This is a genomic window from Shewanella sp. (assembly GCF_041630135.1).
In the GTDB taxonomy this organism is placed as follows: Bacteria; Pseudomonadota; Gammaproteobacteria; order Enterobacterales; family Shewanellaceae; genus Shewanella.
On the sequence record NZ_JBFKLW010000012.1, the window covers coordinates 18,002 to 40,861 of the forward strand.

The 22,860-nt window shown below is 53.8% G+C and carries 16 protein-coding genes; 10 read left to right on the forward strand and 6 right to left on the reverse strand.

Annotation, left to right across the window (positions count from 1 at the left end; translation table 11 throughout):
- Positions 1-46: 46 nt before the first annotated feature.
- The gene (locus tag ABYK60_RS05075; protein WP_372870843.1) at positions 47-1,438 is read right to left on the reverse strand and encodes an SO_0444 family Cu/Zn efflux transporter; all 1,392 of its coding nucleotides are present in this window, start codon (positions 1,436-1,438) and stop codon (positions 47-49) included.
- Positions 1,429-1,908 (reverse strand): Zn(2+)-responsive transcriptional regulator, encoded by a 480-nt coding sequence (gene zntR, locus ABYK60_RS05080; protein WP_372870844.1) that lies wholly within the window; start codon positions 1,906-1,908, stop codon positions 1,429-1,431. The genes ABYK60_RS05075 and zntR overlap by 10 nt, the downstream gene beginning before the upstream one ends.
- A gap of 294 nt (positions 1,909-2,202) precedes the next feature.
- On the opposite strand from zntR, the gene purH reads away from it, so the two are divergent.
- The 3 genes from purH to ABYK60_RS05095 all read left to right on the forward strand — a co-directional run bounded on the left by purH (position 2,203) and on the right by ABYK60_RS05095 (position 8,546).
- Positions 2,203-3,792, forward strand: a complete 1,590-nt coding sequence (gene purH, locus ABYK60_RS05085; protein WP_372870845.1) for a bifunctional phosphoribosylaminoimidazolecarboxamide formyltransferase/IMP cyclohydrolase — start codon at positions 2,203-2,205, stop codon at positions 3,790-3,792.
- A gap of 57 nt (positions 3,793-3,849) precedes the next feature.
- Complete coding sequence (purD, locus tag ABYK60_RS05090; RefSeq protein ID WP_372870846.1) at positions 3,850-5,145, forward strand: phosphoribosylamine--glycine ligase; 1,296 nt, start codon at positions 3,850-3,852, stop codon at positions 5,143-5,145.
- 194 nt (positions 5,146-5,339) lie between these two features.
- Positions 5,340-8,546 (forward strand): ImpA family metalloprotease, encoded by a 3,207-nt coding sequence (locus tag ABYK60_RS05095; protein ID WP_372870879.1) that lies wholly within the window; start codon positions 5,340-5,342, stop codon positions 8,544-8,546.
- 58 nt (positions 8,547-8,604) lie between these two features.
- Here ABYK60_RS05095 and ABYK60_RS05100 read toward each other — a convergent pair whose 3' ends face one another.
- A complete protein-coding gene (locus tag ABYK60_RS05100; RefSeq protein ID WP_372870847.1) occupies positions 8,605-9,405 on the reverse strand; it encodes an SDR family oxidoreductase in 801 nt (266 codons plus the stop codon).
- A 70-nt stretch (positions 9,406-9,475) separates the two neighbouring features.
- Complete coding sequence (locus ABYK60_RS05105; protein WP_372870848.1) at positions 9,476-11,944, reverse strand: putative bifunctional diguanylate cyclase/phosphodiesterase; 2,469 nt, start codon at positions 11,942-11,944, stop codon at positions 9,476-9,478.
- A 338-nt stretch (positions 11,945-12,282) separates the two neighbouring features.
- Between ABYK60_RS05105 and ABYK60_RS05110 the strand changes: the two genes are divergently transcribed.
- From ABYK60_RS05110 to ABYK60_RS05125, 4 genes are all read left to right on the forward strand, one after another.
- Entirely contained in the window at positions 12,283-12,984 is a 702-nt protein-coding gene (locus tag ABYK60_RS05110) for a spondin domain-containing protein (RefSeq protein WP_372870849.1), read from the forward strand.
- Positions 12,985-12,995: 11 nt separating this feature from the next.
- Entirely contained in the window at positions 12,996-13,712 is a 717-nt protein-coding gene (locus ABYK60_RS05115; RefSeq protein ID WP_372870850.1) for a spondin domain-containing protein, read from the forward strand.
- Between the two features lie 64 nt (positions 13,713-13,776).
- Positions 13,777-14,535, forward strand: a complete 759-nt coding sequence (locus ABYK60_RS05120) for a response regulator transcription factor (protein WP_372870851.1) — start codon at positions 13,777-13,779, stop codon at positions 14,533-14,535.
- Complete coding sequence (locus ABYK60_RS05125) at positions 14,535-15,962, forward strand: sensor histidine kinase (RefSeq protein ID WP_372870852.1); 1,428 nt, start codon at positions 14,535-14,537, stop codon at positions 15,960-15,962. Before ABYK60_RS05120 ends, ABYK60_RS05125 begins: the two co-directional genes overlap by 1 nt.
- A gap of 95 nt (positions 15,963-16,057) precedes the next feature.
- Here the strand turns inward: ABYK60_RS05125 and hemE are convergent, their stop codons facing one another.
- Entirely contained in the window at positions 16,058-17,122 is a 1,065-nt protein-coding gene (gene hemE, locus ABYK60_RS05130; protein WP_126169225.1) for a uroporphyrinogen decarboxylase, read from the reverse strand.
- Between the two features lie 458 nt (positions 17,123-17,580).
- Between hemE and rsd the strand changes: the two genes are divergently transcribed.
- A complete protein-coding gene (gene rsd, locus ABYK60_RS05135) occupies positions 17,581-18,045 on the forward strand; it encodes a sigma D regulator (RefSeq protein ID WP_372870853.1) in 465 nt (154 codons plus the stop codon).
- Positions 18,046-18,106: 61 nt separating this feature from the next.
- On the opposite strand, the gene ABYK60_RS05140 is transcribed toward rsd, so the two are convergent.
- Positions 18,107-18,895: a substrate-binding periplasmic protein gene (locus tag ABYK60_RS05140; protein ID WP_372870854.1), complete on the reverse strand. Its 789-nt coding sequence runs from the start codon at positions 18,893-18,895 to the stop codon at positions 18,107-18,109.
- Positions 18,896-19,481: 586 nt separating this feature from the next.
- Between ABYK60_RS05140 and dctP the strand changes: the two genes are divergently transcribed.
- Both dctP and ABYK60_RS05150 read left to right on the forward strand, forming a co-directional pair.
- Complete coding sequence (dctP, locus tag ABYK60_RS05145; protein WP_372870855.1) at positions 19,482-20,552, forward strand: TRAP transporter substrate-binding protein DctP; 1,071 nt, start codon at positions 19,482-19,484, stop codon at positions 20,550-20,552.
- A 3-nt stretch (positions 20,553-20,555) separates the two neighbouring features.
- Positions 20,556-22,832 (forward strand): putative bifunctional diguanylate cyclase/phosphodiesterase, encoded by a 2,277-nt coding sequence (locus tag ABYK60_RS05150; protein ID WP_372870856.1) that lies wholly within the window; start codon positions 20,556-20,558, stop codon positions 22,830-22,832.
- Positions 22,833-22,860 lie beyond the last annotated feature (28 nt).

Genomic DNA, 22,860 nt, shown 5'->3' on the forward strand with positions numbered 1-22,860 from the left:
CTTTAAACAAAAAGCCCCGCGCTGCGGGGCTTTTGATGCAATGGGATTAGCTGCAACAGCTGCCGGTTTTTTGCTTACGCGGCAGTTTTTGCCACAGCACCCGGCCCATCAGAAAGGCAAGCAGCAGCCCGGATGAGGCCACCAGCCAGTCTGGCAGCATGGCATGCTCCTCACCAATCTGCGGCGCCACCTCAAAGCCGAAGGTCGCCACCAGATAGTTCACCAGCACACCAAACACCAGCGCCACACCCAGCTCACCACCCAGGTAGCCAAACAGCGCCCGCTTACCCAGCTCCTTGGTCACCACCCCCAGGGTTGCGATATTGGTGGCTGGGCCTGCCATCATAAACACCAGCACAGCGCCGGGAGACACACCGGCCAGCAGCAAACCGGCCGCAATCGGGGTCGATGCCGTGGCGCAGATATACATGGGAATGGACACCAGCACCATCACCAACATGGCGAGAATGCCATTGCCCCACTGAGCTAAAAAGTCTGCCGGCACATAGGTTTGCACCAAGGCGGCAAAGAAAAGACCTATCAGTAACCAGATGGCGGTATCGCGCACCAGATCGGTGGAGGCATACACCAGCCCGTCCCAAATCCGCTCAATCACAGCGGCTGGCTTATTTGCCTGGCGAGCATCTTGTTGCGTGCTGCCGCAGCAGCCTGTATCGGCCGATTTGGCCTTGGACGCAGATGAAGAAGAAGCGCAGCAGGAAGCAGTGGCTACCGCCTTCGGGGCGCAGCATGACTCTTGACTGGCTTTGGACGTGGGCTCGGGCGTGGATTCAGGCTTGGGCTCAGCTTCGGCTTTGCCGGAACAGCAGCTGTCGCCAGTTTTTGCGGCCATCTTTTCAGTCGCTGGCTTAAAGCTTACCGCGGGGGCGGCTGCAAGCTTGGCGCCGGCTGGGGTCATCAGTGGGCTGTCTGCCGCAACCGGTTTGAAGCTCATGGCAGGCTTGGCCATTGGCTTATCAGAAGACTTATCAGACTGCTTTTTAGGAGATGTTTCTTTGGATTGATATCCGTTATCCGGCTCATCTTCATCGCGGCCAACCAGCAGCCCTGCCACAATGGCGCTGGTTACGGCAGCGATGGGGCGGATGATGGCCATAAAGGGCCCAAGCAGCACATAGGAGACGGTGACTGAGTCGACGCCAGTCTCAGGGGTGGACACCAAAAACGAAGTGGTGGCTGCCTTGGAAGCGCCGCTGCGCCGAAGGCCAACGGCCGCAGGGATCACCCCGCAGGAACATAGCGGCAGGGGAGCTCCCAAGAGCGCCGCCTTAACCGTGGCCTTAAAGCCATGGCCACCGAGCTGCTTTTGCATCCACTCCATGGGCACAAACATTTTCAGCATGCCCGCCAAGAACAGGCCCAGCAGAAGCCAGGGAGCCGACTCTAAAAATAAATGAAGGAAATTATTCAGCAGCATGAGTCCTGATCCTTTGGCTGTATTGCCATTTTAACTTGGGTGTGACTGTGGGATTCGGCGCGCACCTGACGATTGGTTTCCAATGCTTCCAGAATGGAGCAGTGTTCGGCGCTCTCGGGGCCACCGCAGCAGGCGTCCGACAAACGCTGTAAAGAATCGCGAAACACAGCCAGCTCGGCGATTTTGGCACTCACCTGCTCCAGCTTGTCATCCACCATGCCTTTCACATCGGCGCAGGCCCACTCGGCCTTATTCAGCTCGATGGACAACAGCTCGGTGATTTCATTCAGGCTGAAACCCACCGCCTTGGCACGCAAAATAAACTTGAGCCGGGCGGCATCATCGCGGCTGTAAAGTCGATAGCCCGAATCAGTGCGCATCGAAGGCGCCAGCAAACCGTGTTTTTCGTAAAACCTCAGGGTATCGGCTTTCACCTCACAGAGGCTCGCCAATTCACCAATGCGATACATGTGTCTATCCCGAATATCCAACAATGGCGCAAGTATAAACCTTGGAGTTTAATCCAAGGTCAAGGGTCTGTGTTGGCTTGGGTGTCGTTCGCAGAACGATATTGTGAAATCACGCAGAAAAAACAGCGCCGGGCAGCGTTTTACGGTAGAATACGCGCCCATAAAAAGGTGTCTTGGCAGACCAATAAACTCGCGTGAGGGGAAACGCGAGGGACTTTTGGAAAATAAAACATTGATGCTGTTTTGTTTTCCGAAAGATCCTTGAACCCTTAACAGCGGAAAACTGTACCCAAAATGAATAATGCCAGACCCATTCGCCGCGCGCTGCTGAGCGTGTCCGATAAAACAGGTATCCTCGAGTTTGCCCAGGCACTGCATGCACAGGGCGTAGAACTCCTGTCCACCGGTGGCACCGCCAAGCTGCTGGCCGATAACGGCGTACCTGTGATCGAAGTTTCTGACTACACAGGTCACCCTGAGATCATGGACGGTCGGGTCAAGACCCTGCATCCCAAGGTGCATGGTGGCATTCTGGCGCGCCGCGGCCAGGATGAAGACGTAATGGCCGCCAACAACATTGGCCCTATCGATCTGGTTGCCGTTAACCTGTATCCCTTTGCTGCTACCGTTGCCAAGCCTGGCTGCACGCTGGAAGACGCCATCGAGAACATCGATATCGGCGGTCCCACCATGGTGCGCGCTGCCGCCAAGAACCACAAAGACGTGGTGATTGTGGTTAACGCCAAAGACTACGACCGCGTGTTGGCCGAAATGAGCGCTAATGGCGGCTCTACCACCCACGCTACCCGTTTTGACCTTGCCATTGCCGCCTTTGAGCACACTGCTGCTTACGATGGCATGATTGCCAACTACTTCGGCACCATGGTTCCAGCTCACAGCAGCGACGAGTGCCACGACGACTCCAAATTCCCACGCACCTTCAATACCCAGCTGGTGAAGAAGCAGGACCTGCGCTACGGCGAAAACAGCCACCAGAGCGCTGCCTTCTACGTGGATTTGAACAGCGACGAAGCCTCCGTGGCCACCGCCACTCAGCTGCAGGGTAAGGCACTGTCTTACAACAACATCGCCGACACCGATGCTGCCCTTGAGTGCGTAAAAGAATTCGACGCCCCCGCCTGCGTTATCGTTAAGCACGCCAACCCCTGTGGTGTGGCATTGGGCGACAACCTGCTGGACGCTTACAACCGCGCCTACAAGACCGACCCAACTTCTGCTTTCGGTGGCATCATCGCCTTTAACCGCGAGCTGGACGGCGACACCGCCGCCGCCATCGTTGAGCGTCAGTTCGTGGAAGTGATCATCGCCCCCGTTGTGAGCCAGGCCGCCCGCGACGTGGTTGCCAAGAAAACCAACGTGCGCCTGCTGGAATGTGGTCAGTGGACTGCGCAGACCAAGGGTCTGGACTATAAGCGCGTAAACGGTGGCCTGCTGATTCAGGACCGCGATCAGGGCATGGTGACCGAGGCCGAGCTTAAAGTCGTGACCAAACGCGTACCGACCGAAGCTGAACTCAAAGATCTGATGTTCTGCTGGAAAGTGGCCAAGTTCGTGAAATCCAACGCCATCGTTTATGCCAAAGAAGGTATGACAATCGGCGTGGGTGCAGGCCAGATGAGCCGCGTCTACAGCGCCAAGATTGCCGGCATCAAGGCCGCCGATGAAGGTCTGGTGGTTGAGGGCTCTGTGATGGCGTCCGACGCCTTCTTCCCATTCCGCGACGGTATCGACGCCGCCGCCGCTGCCGGCATCAGCTGCATCATCCAACCGGGCGGCTCTATCCGCGACGAGGAAGTGATTGCCGCCGCCGACGAGCACGGCATGGCCATGGTGTTCACCAACATGCGCCACTTCCGCCACTGATAAGATTGAGGCAGCCTTATGGCTGCCTTTCGCATTCAAGATTTAAGGAATAAGCAGATGAATATTCTCGTAATTGGCAGTGGTGGCCGCGAACACGCCCTGGCCTGGAAAGCCGCTCAGAATGCCGACGTAAATACCGTATTTGTGGCACCCGGCAATGCAGGCAGCAGCCTCGAACCCAAGGTGGAAAACGTGGCGATTGATGCCACCGATATCCCTGCACTGCTCGCCTTTGCCAAACAAAGCAATATCGCCCTGACCATAGTTGGCCCGGAAGCGCCGCTGGTGATTGGTGTGGTTGATGCGTTTCGCGCCGAAGGCCTGACCATCTTTGGTCCAACCCAGGGCGCTGCCCAGCTGGAAGGCTCCAAGGCCTTCACCAAGGACTTCCTTGCCCGCCATCAAATCCCGACGGCGGATTATCAGAACTTCACCGAGATCCCGCCCGCCAAAGCCTTTGTGGCCGAGCTTGCCGGCAAGACCGGTTTCCCGGTGGTAATCAAGGCCGATGGTCTGGCTGCAGGTAAGGGCGTTATCATCGCTCAGAGCCAGGCCGAGGCCGATGCCGCCATCGACGATATGCTGGCAGGCAACAAATTCGGTGAAGCCGGTTCCCGCGTGGTGGTGGAAGAGTTCCTTAAGGGCGAAGAAGCCAGCTTTATCGTGATGGTCGACGGCAAAAACATTCTGCCTATGGCCACCAGCCAGGATCACAAGGCCCGCGATAACGCCGACCATGGCCCCAACACAGGTGGCATGGGCGCTTACTCACCAGCTCCTGTGGTAACTCAGGACGTACACGACTGGGTTATGGCCAATGTGATCCGCCCAACCGTGGATGGCATGGCCGCTGAAGGCAATGTCTACACCGGCTTCCTGTATGCAGGACTTATGGTCGACCCACAGGGCCAGGCCAAGGTGCTGGAATACAACTGCCGCTTCGGCGACCCAGAGACTCAGCCCATCATGATGCGCCTGAAGTCTGACCTGGTTGAGCTGTGTCTGGCCGCCTGCCGCGGTGAGCTCGATAAGGTGACCGCCGAGTACGACAGCCGCGCCGCCGTGGGTGTGGTGCTGGCCGCCGGTGGCTATCCGGATGACTACCGCAAGGGTGATGTGATTGAGGGTCTGTCCCTTGGCAACAACGACGCCAAGGTGTTCCATGCCGGTACCAAGCTGGTCGATGGCCGCGTGGTGACCAACGGTGGCCGCGTACTCTGTGCCACCGCCCTTGGCAACAGCGTGACCGAGGCGCAAAAAGCTGCTTACGCACTGGTGGATGAAATTCACTGGGATGATGTGTACTTCCGCACCGACATTGGCTATCGCGCCATAGCCCGGGAACAGCAGTAACCTTTCACCCGTTGAAAAGCCGGCGTCAGCCGGCTTTTTTGTGCCTGAAATTTGACACGCGCCAATTATAAGTCACTGTTAAAATTAAATATTATGTGAATCCATTCTTTAAAAAGCCTATGTAACAGTTATAATGCCAACACAATAACGGTACAAAAAATTAACAAGGACTCCCCATGAGAAACACGGAGCTCATGAAAAACACTCTGGTGTTCACCGCACTGAGCCTGGCACTCTACGGTTGCGGAGGTGGCGGTTCTTCCGAGAGTGAGGGCAGTGGCACCACCACGCCCCCGACAGTCACCCTGTACACAGCCAAGGCTCAAAGCGGTGTCGGCGGCCAGCTATCCCCTGCCAATCTCAGTATTGAAGCTGGCAAACAGGGTAGCTTCACTGTTACGGCCAACAGCGGCTTTACTCTGGATACCATAGAAGGATGTGGTGGCACTCTTTCGGGCAGCAGCTTTACCACCGCAGCCATGAGCGCAAATTGCACCGTCAGCGCCAGCTTTATCACCAATGCCGCCAACGCCATTCGTCACCGCGACCACAGCCTTGCCAGCGATGCTGAGCTTATCACGCACGCAAGAGAAGCCGTTGCTGCGGCCGAGAGTGCACGCAAGGCACTGGTCGATAACTTGTATCAGGGCATTTCCCACATCAGCTGGCACCCAAGCCACGACTCCATCACCTTCACCAGCTTCCTGCCGGAGCGCACCCACACCTTACTGCCCGCCAATAAAGATGGCAGTGGCAACAGCGCCAATCGTGGCCTGGTGATGGCGTCAGAGGATGCTGATTACCGCAGCGCCGCAATGGCAGCAAACCTGTTTTCAGTCAGTACCTCCGCTGAAACCAATATGCTGCTCAAACGCCTCATTGGCTGGCTGACCAAGGGCAGTGACCAAACCGATGGCCTCAGTATAGTCACGGCGCAAATGCCGAGTCGGGCCGACAGCTGGTACTTCCCCCATAACGAGGGCATTCGCACCTGGCTGACCAATAACTATGCCAATGCCCACAGCATTAACGAAGCCAATAGCTGTGATTACAATGAGCTATCAACTTGTATAGACAACCTTAAGCCCGACCTGATTATCCTGTCGGACATAGACCGCAAGTCACTTGGCCATGAGGGCATAGCCGCAGCCGTCGCCAAGGCCAGAGCGGCGGGGATCCCGCTGCTGCTGTCCAACTACTGGCGTGAAGCCAGCCCTATGCTCAGCCCGCTGTATCAGCAAATGGGGCTGGTAACCTATGGCAACTATTGGTCAAAACTCAATGCCGAAAATCTGGCCGTAAGCGACATCCGCGCCGGCGATGCCAACCTGGCAGCAGTCGACCGCCTGCTGACAAACCTCGGTGCCGGTAACTTCGATACCGCGCTGCTGGACAACTGTGGTGGCAACTTCCTCTCCTGCAACGAAGCGGGCTTTGTTGAGGCTTTCAAAGCCGGTGCCGACTGGCTGAGGGGCGCTGCCATCACTCTGGATAACATGGGCCAGGATGCCTTGGCTCTGAGCGGAGCAGACACCCTGCATGCTGCCGTGCTGCTTGCCGACAAATACCGCGCTGCCATCGACTACCCCATCGGCTGGGACGAACAACAAAGCTGGCAACAAGCCATGTTCGCTGACTGGCTGATAAACTATGCCCGCACCGACAACCCTGCTCAACCCGACCTCGGTGAGTACGTAACCGACAGGAACAATCTCGCCAAAGGCAGCAACGCCAGTTACGCCCATCCTGCGACGGTCACCGAACGCAAAACCATAGGCGTGCCCTACCCCAACCAGTGGACCACCACAGGCTGGTATGTGTTGCCGGGGCAAACGGTGACCCTGAATCGACTGGATAACAGCGATGCACGGGTGGAAATCAAGCTCAACTACCACAGACGTAACACCAACCGCGCCTATCAGCAAAAGGTGTATCGGGCACCACTGGAGCTGGCTACCCAGCGCCTGCGTCTGGAAAAAGGCGAAAGCATCAGCTTTTCAAGCCCCTATGGTGGCCCTCTGTACCTGTATCTGGGTGGCAGCGGTGAAGCCCTCAGCACAGACATCAGCGCCAGCGGCGTAACCCGCCATCCGGCCATCATGAATTTCAGCGATGACAGCCAAATCGCTGCCTTTAATGAGCGCCTGAGCCAGACCGAACTGCCCCATGTAGATCTGCGTACCGATGGCGCCGAGCAGCATATGCGCCGCGACCGCTTTACCAACGCCATTGGCGGCACCATACCCGATGTAAATGCGCTGCTTGAGAGCATCTCTGAAGATCATATCAATGCTGTGTACACCCTGGCCGGATTTAAAATTCAGGGTAAGACCCTGGCTGAATCTCTGCCCGCCGATGTGAAAGCTGCCTGCGTAAATTTACTTGGCAACGAGTGTCTGGATGAAACCCTGCACACCCGCAAAATCATCCAACATGCCAACTACGACCAGAACGCTCACTGTGGCGCCGGTTGCAGTGGTAATCCCTGGGATGCGGCCTGGAACATCAGCCCCACCGGCTGGGGCGACAACCACGAGCTGGGCCACAACCTGCAAACCAACCGCCTCAACGTGCAATATGCCGCCGCAGGCGATGCCGACAACTGGCCAGGTTACGGCAGCCGCGCGGGGGAGAACTCCAACAACATCTTCCCCTACGTGGTCAAATGGCAGGCCCATTATGTGCGTGACGGTAACACTACCCCCGTTACCGATGGCCATATGAACCATAAAGACTTGTTTTATGTGTTTATGTCGGATGCCGCTGGCGTGAAGGACAGCAGCGGCAACCGGGTGGTACTTGGTGGCAACTGCAAGGTACTGGATGCGGGCAGCGACCGTTATGAAGCGCCCTGGAAGAGCAATGACTATGCGGTGCACAACGGCTACCGGATGGCGTTTTACATCCAGATGGCGCTGCGCAGCCACGGCATGCAGCTCGCCGATGGCACCCGTCTGGCCAATGGTTTCAACATCTTCACCCTGCTGTACCAGCACCAGCGCGTCTTTGGTGCCTTAAGCGGCAATCAGGCTGACTGGGATGCCAATAAAGACCGCATCGGTTTTGGCCTGTTCCCCTTCGAAGGCCACAGCGTTTACGCGGGCAAGAAGGTGCGGGATATTCCCGGCAACGACTTTATGCTGGTGTCGTTAAGCAAGCTCACCGGCATCAACTGGCAGAGCCACTTCGATATGCTGGGGCTGCGCTACTCAAGCCTCGCGGCCACCCAGGCACAGGCCAATGCCACCAAGGGCAACCTGCCCATGGGCATGTATGTGCTGGAGACTGACCTGCCGCCTGCCAACATGAGCGAAGGCCTGAGCTTCCTGTCGCTGTCACTCTCAGATGCCACCACCCAGTGGCGCGATGGCAGCTCACCGGCAAGCTGCCCGGCGCAATAAACCTGTAAAATAAAAAAACGCCCTTCGGGGCGTTTTTTTATTGGCTTAAGATTTTACCTCAGTGGCCACCGGCAATGGCTTTTTTGGCAATACGGTCGATGGCCGAAGGCCACAACAGACGCACCCAACGGCCAAGACGGCCACGGCGGGACATAATCAGCATACGTTCGCGGCAGGCAATGGCGGGGATCATGGCTTCGGCGCAGGCCTCGGCACTCATAATCTTGTCTTCTTTCATCGGCGTGGTGCCAAGCGGATTACCTTTGCCATCCAGGGCGCGCTTGTGAATTTGCGACACCACAAAGTCGGGGCAAATCACGGTGACGGCCACATCATCATCGGCAAGCTCGATTCTGAGCGAGTCGAAAAAGCCCAACATCGCATGTTTGGAGGCCGCATAGCCGCTGCGGGTGGGCACGCCGGTCAGTCCCGCAACCGAGGCAATGGCGACCACCTGCCCATGGCTTTGTTTAAGATGCGGTAAGGCGTAGTGAGTGAGTCTGGCGGGGCCGAGGTAATTAACCTGCATGATTTGCTCGAGCACCTGAAGATCTTCCAGCTCATCGAAGCGGGACCACATGGTCATGCCGGCATTGTTAATGAGTATATCCAGCCGACCGAACTTCTCGACACAGGCATCCACCAGCCCCTGGCACTGAGTGTCGTCGGCCACATCGGCAGCCACCAGCAATACATCGGCAGCAGTCCCCAATTCCAATTGCAGGGTTCTGAGGCGGGCTTCATTTCGGGCACTGAGCACCAGTCGGCACCCAAGCCTTGCCAATGAACGGGCCAGCGCCCTGCCAATCCCCTCCGAGGCACCAGTGAGTATAACTACCTTGTCCATCAGGCCATCCATAGGCCCCCCAAACTTATTTAACCTAACTAACAATGGCTTACACTGTCACAATCAGGGGAAACTTGCAATATCAGGCCAATCGGGCCAGCTGTGGACGGCCAAGATAATCGTCCAGAGGCTTGGGTCTGCCCACCGCATAGCCCTGCGCATAATTGATGCCGATTTCTTCCAGTTTACGGATGATCTCCTGGCTCTCAACAAATTCGGCCACCGTTTCTATGCCCATCACGGCGCACACATCGTGAATGGATTTCACAATGGCGTAGTCTTTGGCGTTGCCCGCCAGCTGGCGCACAAAGCAACCATCGATTTTCACGTAATCCACTGGCAACTCACGCAGGTAGCCATAGGAAGCAAAGCCACTGCCAAAATCATCAATAGCAAAAGAAAAGCCTTTTTTCCTAAGGCTTCTGAGCATATCCAGTGCCCGCTGCCGATTTTGAATTGCCGAGGTTTCGGTAATTTCAAAGCAGATACAACTTGAAGGGGCACCGGTACGCCTGAGCTCTTCAACGATGAAGGTTTCCATGCCCTCAACCCCGAGCGAATTACCAGACAGGTTGATGGACAAACAGTGGTCACTCCACAGCTCCGGCCGGGCTGCCAGCCAACGCATGGCCCGGGACACTACCGCTTTATCCACTTCAGGCATCAACTTGAACCGCTCTGCCGATGCAATAAATTGTGCAGGCGGCAAAATACGGCCATCGGCTTCACGGATCCGCAGCAGCACCTCCATACGCTGACGGTGATTAGCCCCATCCAATGCATGAATCGGTTGATAGTAAAGCTCAAGTTCATTGCTATGAATCGCATGGGCAATACGCATAGCCCATTTGGGCGCATTACGCTGATAATTCAGTTCTTTATCTTTGTCATCGTAGAAGTGAATTTGGTTACAACCCTTGCGCTTGGCCGCGATACAGGCAATATCGGCGTCCTTGAACAGCTCCCCCAGCGGTGGCACAGGAGCCCTGGCAAACGCCACCCCGATACTCACGCCAACCCGGTAACACTGCCCTTGATACTCCAATACCTGCATCGACAACTGCCGTTGCAACTTTTTAAGCAGCTTGGCTACCTGCTGGGCACTGATATCAAGCAAAAGAATGCCAAACTCATCACCCCCGAGGCGAGCCAGCAAATCCTGCTCGCGCAAACAGCCCCGCAATGCAGTGGCCACCATGCGCAACATCTCATCGCCCTGCAGGTGGCCACAGCTGTCGTTGATAATCTTAAATTGCTCCAAATCCAGATAGCACACAGCCGCCGAGCTCACATCGCCGCTGATGGCCTGCAGCCGCGATTCAAAACTGGCCCTATTGGGCAGACCTGTAATGCTGTCTTCCTCGGCCTGACGCCGCAACTGTGCCTTGAGCCGCTCCTCTGCGGTCACGTCCCGCAGCGCCATCAGCGCCCCTTGCATGTGCCCCTGATGGTCTTCGATACGGCTCAGACTGTATTGCAGCAGCTTATCCACCAGGCGCAATCGCCCCTGCCATCTTTGCTGGCCGGAACCCACAAGAAAATCGGGTATGGTCGATTCTTTTAATCCCAGTTCCGCAGCCAGACTTCTGCCTTTGAGCTGCTCAATACCGCGCCCGAAAAGCCTAGTCGCAGGTGGATTGAGGTATATCAGCTTACCCTGGGTATCGGTTAGCAGCACCGCATCGGCAATGCCTTCCAAAATTGCCCGTCCACGCTCCTTCTGGGCAAAGATTTCTGCCAGCAACTGGTTGCTTACCCGGGAAAAATGCCGCACCTCGGTACATCCCTCAGCGCTGAGCGGCTGATATTCACTGGCGTTGGGATCTATTTTGCCAAGTTGTACCATCATGCTGCGCAATGGCGATACCAGGCTGCGACGAAACCAGAAATACCCCAACGCCAACAGCAACACACCCAGAGCAAAAATGCTCCACACCATTCGGTCGGCAGTCACAGCTATGCCCTTGTAGCTGGCAGCATTGAAGACAACTTCCAGAGCCAATGGCGCAGCACCCAAATGGTCTATGGGGATAAGATGACCTGCCGGTTGCTGTCCCCCCACCGCCACTATGCGAACCTGCTTAACAAAGCCGCTTTGTCCCAAGCGATTGAGCTCATTTTCAGATAAAACTCTGGAGACCAGCACTCTCACAGCACCCAGATGTACCATGGTTAATATATGGGGTCCTGAATCCAGTAACACAGCCCCTGACACTTCATCCAAAGGTGACTCCAGGGCATTAAGCACATCAACCGGCAGTCCGGCATCTGTACTCTGCCCCAATACTGTCAGCCCGTCTTCAGCCACCCGGTAAAAGTGCAGTCCCAGGGCGTGGGTACGCTCATGCCAGGCCGAATCCAGGCTCGCCTGAGCCTCTGCTGGCAACGCCTTTAATGGCCCCGCATAGATATGACTGAGCAGCAGCTGCCTTTTGACGCTGCTTTGATAGTGCTCGCGAATACTCGCCAGCTCCTGAGAAATGGACTGTTGGTAAAGCAAAGAGGCCTTGCTGTCGAACCAGAGACCCAACGCCCAATAGACGAGCAACATCGCCGGCAAACAAAATGCCGCAATGAAGACCAGAAATTTTTTGCCAATGTGCATCTTTAACCACGGCTGTATATAACCCGTTCCAGCCAATGACTAAACGAGTACTGCAATAACGCGCCGAAACATACCTTATTTGTGGTCGCGCCGAAACCAGTCTTGTGCCTTCCAATGCAAAAACAGCGGCAGCTTGCCCAAATCCGCGAGCTTTCACCTTGATTTAGCGCATTCTTTGGCACAAACAACCGTCACTCTGTGATTTTTTTGTGATATTTCGGCGATATTTGAGTGAAGTTCTCAAGGGATTCTGCTCTCTATCAATCACAAAAAGGAGCGACACCATGACCCATAAAATTTTGCCCGCAGGCGCCCTGCTTGCCGCTGCCCTGCCCTATATCGGCAACGCCGCCGAATTGGATATCAGCATCACTAACCTCACCCACGGCAACCACTTTACTCCGGTACTGATCGCCGCCCACGGCGCTGACATGCACCTGTTCCAAAGTGGCGAAATGGCCACTGCCGCGCTGCAAAAAATGGCCGAAGGCGGTGCCATCGATGAGCTGGTGACTCAGGTTGAAGGTGCCGGTGGCGTAACTGTACAAAACCCCGCGGCCGGACTGATGGCTGCTGGCGCCAGTGTGTCTGGCGTGATGATGGACAGCGGCAGCCAGACACATCTGAGTCTGGTCGCCATGGTGCTGCCCACCAACGATGCCTTTATTGGCCTGGATAGCTGGCCTATTCCCACCGAGGCTGGTACCTACACCCTGTATCTGAACGCCTACGATGCCGGCACCGAAGCCAACGATGAAATCATCAATGGCGCGGGTGCCCCCGGTCAACCGGGTATCCCTGCCGCCCCCGGAGGTAATGGCGGCAGCAACGGTACCGGCGTGGCCGATGGCTCAACCAATGACAAGGTGCATATCCATCCTGGCGTGCTGGGTGACACCGACCCCAATGGCGGCGCCTCAGATCTCGACAGCCGCATCCACCGCTGGCTTAACCCCGTGGCCCGCGTGGTTGTAACCGTGAAATAAGGAGGCTCAAGATGAATAAGCTTCCCGTAAAAACCAGCCTGCTGGCTCTCGCCCTGCTCGGATTGGGTGCCTGCTCTGACAGTGACAACCTGCCACCACCACCCCCTGAGCCACCTACGCCGCCAGTGGTGATGAAGAGCTTTGAAGTGACAGTCACCAACCTCACCGCCAATCAGCCAATGTCACCGCTGGCGCTTATCAGTCACAATGATGACATCAAACTGTGGCAAATCAGTGAAAGTGCCAGCGTGGCGTTGGAGCAACTGGCCGAAGGCGGCGACAGTACCGGATTCGATACCATCAGCGGTGTTGATGCGCTGGTTCGCGGCGCAGGTATCCTGCCGCCGGGCATGAGTGAAACCCTTATGCTTACTCTTGCAGAAAATAAGGTGGATGCGCTGTCGCTGCTGACCATGCTGGTGAATACCAATGATGCCTTCAGCGGTTTCAATGCCATGGATATCGAGTCCATGGAAAATGGCGCCAGCAATAGCCTGAGGCTGATGGCATACGATGCCGGTACCGAGGCCAACTCCGAAGCCAAAGGCAGCATACCCGGCCCAGCCGATGGCGGCGAAGGCTTTAATGCGGCGCGGGATGATGTGAACCGGGTTCACGTGCACCCCGGTGTTATCAGCCAGGACGATGGTTTGGCCGACTCAGTGCTGCACACTTCACACAGGTTCGACAACCCTGTACTCAAGGTAACCATCACACGCACCGAATAAGTGATGAAAGAAAAGGCGCCGGCGTCAGGTCATCTTGTTACCTGTCACCGCCGGAGCCAGTGTGATGCCTTACTACACCAAAGGAAGTAACACCAAAGATAGCCATGCAATGGAAGGAGGGGCGCAGATCCTGCTTGTGGAAGACGAGCAGGATTTGGCCCAGATGATTATGGTTAACCTGACTGCCCTCAATTTCCGGGTCTTTCACGCCGCCTCTTTGCATCAGGCCAAGGCGCTGCTGCAGGCCAAGCGTATCGACCTGGTGCTGCTGGATCGCATGTTACCCGACGGCGATGGCCTGTTACTGTGTCAGCAACTGCGAAACGCAGGCCAGGAGATGCCGGTGATGCTGCTCACCGCCCGCGACGGCGAGGCCGATACAGTGCTTGGGCTTGAGAGTGGCGCCGACGACTATATGACCAAGCCATTCAGTGTGCTTGAACTGCGTGCCCGCGCCAAAGCGCTGCTCAGACGCAACCTCACCGCAGCACCAACCCGGCAATTGATTGAGTTTGAAGGGCTGCGCATCGATGTGGACTCCCGCGAGGTGGTGGCCTTCGACAACACCCTGGCTCTTACAGCCAAAGAGTTTGATCTGCTTGCCTTTTTGGCTCGCCACCCCCAACAGGTTTTCAGCCGCACCCAACTGCTGGATGCCGTGTGGGGTTATCGTTTCGATGGTTTTGAGCACACAGTAAACAGCCACATTAATCGTCTGCGCGGCAAACTCGCCCATATCCCCGGCTCCCGGGAGCTGGTACAAACCGTGTGGGGGGTGGGCTACAAATTTGCTCCTCCCGCAGCTCAGGCGGCATTGCACTGATGAAGACCCTATTTTCACGCTTGTTGCTGGCCTCGACGCTACTGATGCTGGGTTTGATGCTGGCGCTGGGCGCCTTTTTGGAGCAAAGCCACCGGCTGGGGCGTGACAAGGTGCAGCAGTCGCTGCACAGGGAACTGTCGGCCCATATGGCCCATATCAATCCCATGCTGTCGCGGGGTGTCACCACCGACAGCGCCCTCAAAGAAGCCTTTCACGACTTTATGCTGCTGGGGCCAAGTTTTGAAATTTATACCTTAAGTCCCACAGGACAGGTGCTGGCCTTCGACGCTGCCCCGAATAAGGTAGTCACTGATAAAGTGGATTTGGCCCCTGTTCAGGGCTTTCTGCGCGGCGATGAACTGCCCATCACAGGGACAGATCCACGCTCAGCCGAGCAGCAAAAAATATTTTCAGTCAGCGAATTAAAGGCCCCTGATGGCAAACTCACCGGTTACCTTTATGTGATTATCGGCGGTGAGATTTACGACAGCTGGCATCAACTGCTGGCCTCAGACATTCAAAGCCGCGGCCTTGGCGCCGGAATGCTGCTGGCCATCGGCTTTGTAGTGGCGCTGTTTTTGCTGCTGGCCAAGGTGCTGAGCGCACCACTTAAACGATTAAGCACAGATCTTGAGGCCCTGAGACTTTCAGGCGCTGATGCTGGCCACACCAGCTTACCGGGCCAGTATGGTGGCGGCGCAGAGATAGAGAGCCTTAGCAATAATATCAATATGTTACTGGAAACCTTGTCGCAGCAGCATCAAAAACTGGTGAACCAACAAGCGGCCCGGCAGCAGTTTTTACTGCACTTATCACACGATCTCAAAACGCCGCTCACCTCGCTGCTGGGGTATCTGGAAACCTTTCTTATCACCCCGGAAAAGCAGCGTGACACTGCCTGGCTGGACGCAGGCATGCGCTCGGGGGAAAAACTTAAATCGCAACTTGGCGAGCTGCTGGAGCTGGCGGCGCTGGAAAATGGTCAGATACGGGTGCGGTCGCGCTTAACGCCGCTCAAGCCCGTACTGGATGAACTGGGTCAGTGCTTTGCCCCCAAAGCACAGCAAAAGCAGATTGAGCTCTGTATCGACGATCCCGGTGCCTTAGCGCTGCATACCGATCCACAGCTGTTTGGCCGGGTACTGGCAAACCTGGTGGATAACGCACTGCGCTATACCCCCCAGGGCGGCAGAATTTGTGTGAGCCTGCTTGAGGGCGCACAGCAAACCATCAGCATTCGCGATACAGGCCCAGGAATGGGCGCTGAATTGCAGGCAGCCTGGCAGCAAACCGGCAGTACGGATTTGCCACAGCTGGGGGTGGGTCTGTCCATCGTGCGCCAGCTGACCGGTCTTCTGGGCATGAAGCTGATGCCGGTCAGTCGCCCCGGCGAGGGCTGTGAATTCAGAATTGAACTGCCGACATAAGCACTGCTCCACCGCCAGTTAGAGACCCACTGCACAGTCACAAAAAAGCCCGCGATTGCGGGCCTTTTCAGCGTCATCAACTTAAGTGCAATAGCTTACTTGTGATACTTACGAGATTTCTCGTGCACAGCCTTGATAAAGGCACCTGCGTGCTCTGGGTCCACATGTTGATGGATACCGTGGCCGAGGTTGAACACATGACCTGTACCTTCACCGAAGCCAGCCAGAATTTGCTCAACTTCTTCTTCGATACGTGGGATTGGTGCGTACAGCATGGATGGGTCCATGTTGCCCTGCAGCGCAACCTTGTGACCTACGCGGCGGCGGGCATCGGCGATGTCCACAGTCCAGTCCAGACCCAGCGCATCACAGCCGGTTTCGGCCATAGATTCGAGCCACAGACCGCCACCCTTGGTGAACAGGGTAACTGGGACTTTGCGGCCGTCGGCTTCGCGGGTCAGACCATCAACAATCTTCTGCATGTAACGCAGTGAGAACTCACGGTAGGCACTGTGAGACAGAGCGCCGCCCCAGGAGTCGAAAATCATCACCGACTGAGCTCCGTTGGCGATCTGCGCATTCAGGTACAGGATGACCGAGTCGGCCAGCTTGTCCAGCAGCAGATGCAATGCCATTGGCTCTGAGTACATCATACGTTTGATTTTTTCGAACGCCTTGCTCGAACCGCCTTCTACCATGTAGGTGGCCAGGGTCCATGGCGAGCCGGAGAAACCAATCAGCGGCACCTCACCTTTGAGTTCGCGGCGGATGGTGCTCACGGCACGCATCACGTAGCCCAACTCATCTTCAGGATCCGGGATAGGCAGCGCCTTGATGGCTTCCAGAGTATCGGCCTTACGCTCGAAACGTGGGCCTTCGCCGGTTTCAAAGTACAGTCCCAGGCCCATGGCATCGGGAATAGTCAGAATATCAGAGAACAGGATGGCGGCGTCCAACTCATAGCGACGCAGAGGCTGCAGGGTCACTTCGCAGGCCAGTTCAGCGTTCTTGCACAGTGACATAAAGTCACCGGCCTGGGCACGGGTGGCGCGGTATTCAGGAAGGTAACGTCCCGCCTGACGCATCATCCACACGGGCGTGACATCCACGGGTTGTTTAAGCAGGGCGCGCAGGTAACGATCGTTTTTCAATTCTGCCATTTGGCGTGATTCCTGTTCTTATTGAAAGCTGCGCGGTAGTTTAGCATTTACGGGAATAAAGTAACCTTTCTCAATGCATTTATGTGAACTGATCCCACCCGCTAAGCCGCCTTGAGAGACTTTTTCAATGTCTTCTGATCAAGATCAACAGATGAAGGGAAAATGACGTCTTTGTGAACGCCGTGGCAGAAAAAAGTTGCGTGGGGAGATCCCCTTTGGTATAAAAAGTCTGCGCTAGCAAGAACAATCAAGAAGCTCGTCACATCGAGCCCAGATATATTCTGACTCGCCCGGCATCAGACTTCTGTTGCCGGGCTTTTTATTTGCATTCTTTTTGTATACAAAACAACTGGTTTGTCCTTTTAAAACCGAGCACCTGAAGCGTCAAAAATCAGTTGATCAACTACCATTATCTCTCCTACAGTAAAGATATGACTATTGAGGAAGAGAGGCTAACAATGCTGACCCAGCTAGAGCGTGCACAACAGAGATGGGGGGGAGCCAACAAGCTCATCGATCACTGGTTGGAAAACCGCAGAAATCTGCTGGTGCACTACTGCCAAATCGCAGGCTTACCTCCTTACGAAAGTCGCCAGAGTCTGCCGTCGTCAGACCATGTCAAAGCCTTCTGCGATCTCCTGGTCGATTACGTTTCTGAAGGCCATTTTGAGATTTATAACCGCGTGGTGAGCGCCTGCGAAACCAACGGCCAGGCCAGCCAGGCGATTGCAAAAAAGTTGTTGCCGCGCATTCACAACACCACAGACGCTGCGCTCGACTTCAATGACAAGTACACGGCCTCAGCCGATGACAACGTACTGATGCAACTGGATGAAGACCTCTCCAACCTGGGCGACGCCATGGAAACCCGCTTCCAACTGGAAGATGAGCTGTTGGAAGTACTGCACTCCAAGCACTCGTAAATACTCAGGGCAGTTACCATAAAAAAAGCCGGCGCATGCCGGCTTTTTGTTTGGGGTAATATCAATTCACCGTGAAAGGTTGCACCGACGGCTCCTTGTCATACTTAAAGTGATATTTTTCTTTCAGGCTGGCAACTGCATCTGCCTGCTCATTCAGAAACGCATTAAATTCCTCAATAATGGCCGGGTGCTTTTTGCTGGACAGGGTAAAGTGGCCAAAGGAATAAGGCAGAGTGGTATCAATGGCAACGTCGCCTTCCCGCCCCATACTGGCAAAATGGTAATTGACCACATCAGCATTCAGGTAGGCACCATCGACCCGCCCTTTAAGTACCATGGCGATGACCGCCTGAACCGAACCTACCTGATTAATAATAAGCTTGCCCTCGGTGACCAGGGGTTCATAATCTTTGGCAGTCCACCCAATCGGCATGACCATGCGCTTTAACTCTTCCAAGGGTTTACCCAAATCCGCTCGATTTCGATTCACGCCATCCATATAGCCTACGATGCCATTGCTATAAAAAATGGTATGGGGCAATTTCATCTCCACCAACCATTTGCTGTCGTCGGGGTACTGAAAATCGATTTTGCCGCCGAGTAAATCCACCACGTTGCGGATATAAGGTTGAGGTACATAGACAAACCTGTAGCCACGATGACTGGCAAATAAATCCAGAACATCCCGACCAAAGCCGGCATAACGCCCTTCCTCAATGAAGGAATGAGGTGGGTAATAGAAATCCTGCACCCCAACGGTAAAAGTGGGGGGGACATACCCATCCACCTCCTCAGAAGCAACAGGCAAAACCATCAAAATCAAGGTTATCCATAAAGAAAACCTGAGCATAATCACCATCCGTTGAACACACTGAAAAGTGACAACCAAGCAGCTGCATGGTATTCAGAGACACATAAGTCCCTTGTAATAGCTACTGCTTAAGTTTCCTGTTTTAAAATATAGCCCGAACTTACAGCAATGCTTCGCCAATTGCTTTGGTTGATGAAGGCCAGGAATGTTTTTGTAGCTTGTGCGCAAGATACAACGGCAAAAACCGACGACCTTTAACAATAAATGAGCATACCCAACAGCTCTTTTTGTCATTGGTGCAGCAGGTTGTAGCACTGGAAGTGAATGACGAATTGAGGAGCCAGGGCCGGAACCAGCACGGCTTAAGATACTGAACAACGCCAGATATACAATCGAATGTGACCTCAGCGCTCCAGGCCTGTTTACCCAGAAAGCCAATTAAACGATATGCCCGCTGTTGAGTATGCGGGGCTGGCGGCATAAGCTGAAGAATATCATCAACAAATTGATACTAGTCTTAAAGAAGCTAAACAGTAACATCGGCGGTCACCCGCTAATGGCAACAGAAAACCAGAATAAAAACTGAAGGAATGTTTTCCGCATGATTCGGGTTAGGGGGCAAACCATGTCAATCGTTAAAGGCTTAATGACTTTATTGTGCTTAGCTTTACTGACACTACAAGGCTGTCAACAAGAAGAACAAAAACAAATATTTAACTGGCGCTTACAATCCCATGCGGTTGAGCAGGCCAATGATTTTATTGAGCTTAAAAAGTTTACCGAAAACGTGCGTATCATGAGCTCCGGGCGGCTGAACATAACCCTCTACTCCGGAGGCAAAGACGCTTTAGTGATTGGTCCCAATATTTTTTCTGCTGTCAGCGAAGGAACAATAGAAATGGGTAATGGCTGGCCGAATTGGTGGTCTGGTCAACACCCTGCCTGGGCAGTCATGAATGCGGGACCATTTGACTTCATGAACCTCGATGCTTCCATGCTGTTTTTTCTGGGGGCCGAAGGCACGCAGCTGGCAAACGATTTATCAAAGCCCGCTGGTGTGCTGTGGCGTCCGGCATGGTGGCCTGGGATGGAGTTTGGTTTACTCTCGCGAACTCCCATTCATTCCTTAAGTGATTTAAAAGGTAAGAAAGTGCGTATCGGCCCCGGCTTACCCAGTGAAGTACTTGCCGCCGCCAGCGGCGCATATGCAATCCCCACTGTACCATCAGAAATTCGCCCTGCACTCTTATCAGGCGCGCTGGATGCCGTCGAGTGGACGACGACGTCAGGGGCGTGGGACCTGGGGCTGCAGGATATCAGCCGCTACGCGATTGTACCTGCCATTTGGCAACCCTCCGTTTTGTCAGACTTTCTCATTAATGACAAAGCCTATACCGCATTACCCGAAGATTTAAAACTGATCCTGGAAACGGCCATTAAGGCCTACACACTCACCACTACAATAAGCAGTAAAATGAAAGACTTTGAAGCACTGGACAAATTCAAAGCCGAAGGCATTACGCTTAACACATGGAGTGATGAGGATTTGGCAAAGTGGAAACTGGCGTCAGATGAGGTCTACAAAAAATATAAAGAGGAGAATGAGTTTTCCCGTGACTTCATTGAGCGTAAGCAATTGTTTAAAGCGAAATACCAAAACTACTACCTGTTGTTTGGTCCCTATGATGAACAATAACCCATGACCAATTTTAATCAGTACATTTCGTTAAAACTGCTCATGGTTCTCATGGTCATTACTACGTTGGTAATGACCAGCTTTTTGCTGATTCGCACTTACAGAGCGCAACAGGAAATTGAATTAAAGCTATTGGAAGACACCAACACTATTGCTATTCGTATTGCGAATGCCGTAAGCCCAATGATTTGGGACATCTACAAACAAGGCGCATCCCGTCAGCTTTCAGAGGATGTGGCATCGGCAATGCTCGACTTTGAACTCAATATTTCAGAAGTGTCCGGGATCAGGGTCTATGGCAATTTTGGTCATCTCTTTATGGGGCGAGTGCGTTTACCCGATGGAACAATCGGCAACTACACAGCCCAGGACCATAAACGCATCATATCAGGGGCCTTACTGGTCGTTAATCAACCCATCATTCAATCCGGTATAACCATAGGTAATGTCGAAGTCGTGCTACATGAATCTCGCTACCGAAGCTTTTTTCAAGCGGGACTAGTCATTGAGTTTTTACAATTGCTGATTGTCGGTGCTTTCATTGTATTTATTGTTCATGCCGTCGTCAGGCATTCCCTTATCAATCCAATGCGGCAAATTCAAATCGCGAAAAGCGCCCTTGGCTCCATCGACGAAGGCATCATTATTACTGACAGCAACGGGGTTATCATTGATGTGAACCCTAAGTTTTCTGAGCTGACCGGCCTAAGCAAGCAAACTTTAGTTGATCACAAGTTTTGCCTCACTACGATTTTGGCTGATTCAGATATACAAAGCGACGAAATAATGCAGGCTGTTGCCACCAACAAAACCTGGTCCGGTGAGGTAGAAATCAACTCAACATCGGGAATTTCCGTCGATATATTGCTTAATATTTACACCATTATAGAAAGCGACCCTAAACTTAATGCCACTGTTTTCCTGTTGCGTGATATGACAGAGCTCAAAGCCAAACAACACGCAATCGAACATATGGCGTTTCACGATGAACTGACCGGTCTGCCAAACAGGTCTAATTTTGAACATCAGCTAAATCGTGATATTCGCATAGCCAAAAGATTAAATTGCAGCTTGGCATTAATGTTTATTGATCTGGACGACTTTAAATCCGTCAATGACAGTTTAGGCCACGAAATGGGCGATCAACTTCTGATTGAGGTGGCGCAGCGGTTTAGCCATCGTATACGGGAGTCTGACATGCTGGCTCGTATCGGCGGTGACGAGTTTGTTGTCATTGCCAATGCCTTTTCAGGCCAGCATGACTACGCCGTGCTCGCTGAAGAGCTCATCTCACTTGCCAGCAAACCCGTTAAATTAGACGACAGAGAACTGTACGTTGGTGCCAGTATCGGAATCGCCCTGTATCCAGACAATGGCTCTACCGTGAGTAATTTGCTGAAACAGGCTGACACGGCAATGTACCGTGCCAAAAAACAGGGTCGCAACCGGGTCTGCTTTTATTCCGCCGAACAAGACGAAAAAAGCTATGCGCGCATCGCCTTGGAAGCTGAATTGCGGCAAGCAATAGAATCAGGGAGTTTTGAACTCCATTACCAACCCAAAATAGACTTAAAAACCCGACAATATGTCGGCTTTGAAGCATTACTGCGCTGGAAAAAATCCGAGGGAAATTATGTTTCCCCGTTAGAGTTTATTCCATTTGCAGAAGAGCGTGGGCTGATTATTCCCATCGGCCGCTGGGTGGTGAAAGAAACATTGCGCCAATTAAATGATTGGCAACAGCGACTTGATGCCAATATTTGCATCTCATTCAACTTATCACCAATCCAGTTCTACGACACCGAGTTTATCCCATTTTTGAGAAATGAAATCCTTACATCCTCGCTCGACCCCGGCACCATCGAAATTGAGATTACCGAATCGACACTCATCCATAACATGGAATATTCGATTCAGGTGCTGACCGAACTTAAACAGATTGGCCTCAACATATCGATTGATGACTTTGGTACAGGTTATTCATCACTGAGTTATCTCAAACTACTGCCCATTGACTGCCTGAAAATCGATCGCTCTTTTATTGTGGAAATTGATCACTCGGAAAAAGACAGCGCAATTACAAGCACCATAGTATCGCTGGCAAACAGCCTTCAGTTAACGGTTGTTGTGGAAGGCATAGAGCGACAAACACAAGTTGATCATTTAACCCATATGGGCTGTACCATTGCACAGGGCTACTTATTCTCGAAACCTATGCCCACAAAAGCAGTGGAAGACTATATCATTTCATCAAAAGTGGTGAAAAATCATAAGCATTAAGTCTTTTTTGGCTCCTGTAACACCCAAC

Coding starts and splice junctions, on each gene's coding strand:
- ABYK60_RS05075 (WP_372870843.1), bottom strand. CDS start 1,438: ATGCTGCTGAATAATTTCCTTCATTTATTTTTAGAGTCGGCTCCCTGG.
- zntR (WP_372870844.1), bottom strand. CDS start 1,908: ATGTATCGCATTGGTGAATTGGCGAGCCTCTGTGAGGTGAAAGCCGAT.
- purH (WP_372870845.1), top strand. CDS start 2,203: ATGAATAATGCCAGACCCATTCGCCGCGCGCTGCTGAGCGTGTCCGAT.
- purD (WP_372870846.1), top strand. CDS start 3,850: ATGAATATTCTCGTAATTGGCAGTGGTGGCCGCGAACACGCCCTGGCC.
- ABYK60_RS05095 (WP_372870879.1), top strand. CDS start 5,340: ATGAAAAACACTCTGGTGTTCACCGCACTGAGCCTGGCACTCTACGGT.
- ABYK60_RS05100 (WP_372870847.1), bottom strand. CDS start 9,405: ATGGATGGCCTGATGGACAAGGTAGTTATACTCACTGGTGCCTCGGAG.
- ABYK60_RS05105 (WP_372870848.1), bottom strand. CDS start 11,944: ATGTTGCTCGTCTATTGGGCGTTGGGTCTCTGGTTCGACAGCAAGGCC.
- ABYK60_RS05110 (WP_372870849.1), top strand. CDS start 12,283: ATGACCCATAAAATTTTGCCCGCAGGCGCCCTGCTTGCCGCTGCCCTG.
- ABYK60_RS05115 (WP_372870850.1), top strand. CDS start 12,996: ATGAATAAGCTTCCCGTAAAAACCAGCCTGCTGGCTCTCGCCCTGCTC.
- ABYK60_RS05120 (WP_372870851.1), top strand. CDS start 13,777: ATGCCTTACTACACCAAAGGAAGTAACACCAAAGATAGCCATGCAATG.
- ABYK60_RS05125 (WP_372870852.1), top strand. CDS start 14,535: ATGAAGACCCTATTTTCACGCTTGTTGCTGGCCTCGACGCTACTGATG.
- hemE (WP_126169225.1), bottom strand. CDS start 17,122: ATGGCAGAATTGAAAAACGATCGTTACCTGCGCGCCCTGCTTAAACAA.
- rsd (WP_372870853.1), top strand. CDS start 17,581: ATGCTGACCCAGCTAGAGCGTGCACAACAGAGATGGGGGGGAGCCAAC.
- ABYK60_RS05140 (WP_372870854.1), bottom strand. CDS start 18,895: ATGCTCAGGTTTTCTTTATGGATAACCTTGATTTTGATGGTTTTGCCT.
- dctP (WP_372870855.1), top strand. CDS start 19,482: ATGTCAATCGTTAAAGGCTTAATGACTTTATTGTGCTTAGCTTTACTG.
- ABYK60_RS05150 (WP_372870856.1), top strand. CDS start 20,556: ATGACCAATTTTAATCAGTACATTTCGTTAAAACTGCTCATGGTTCTC.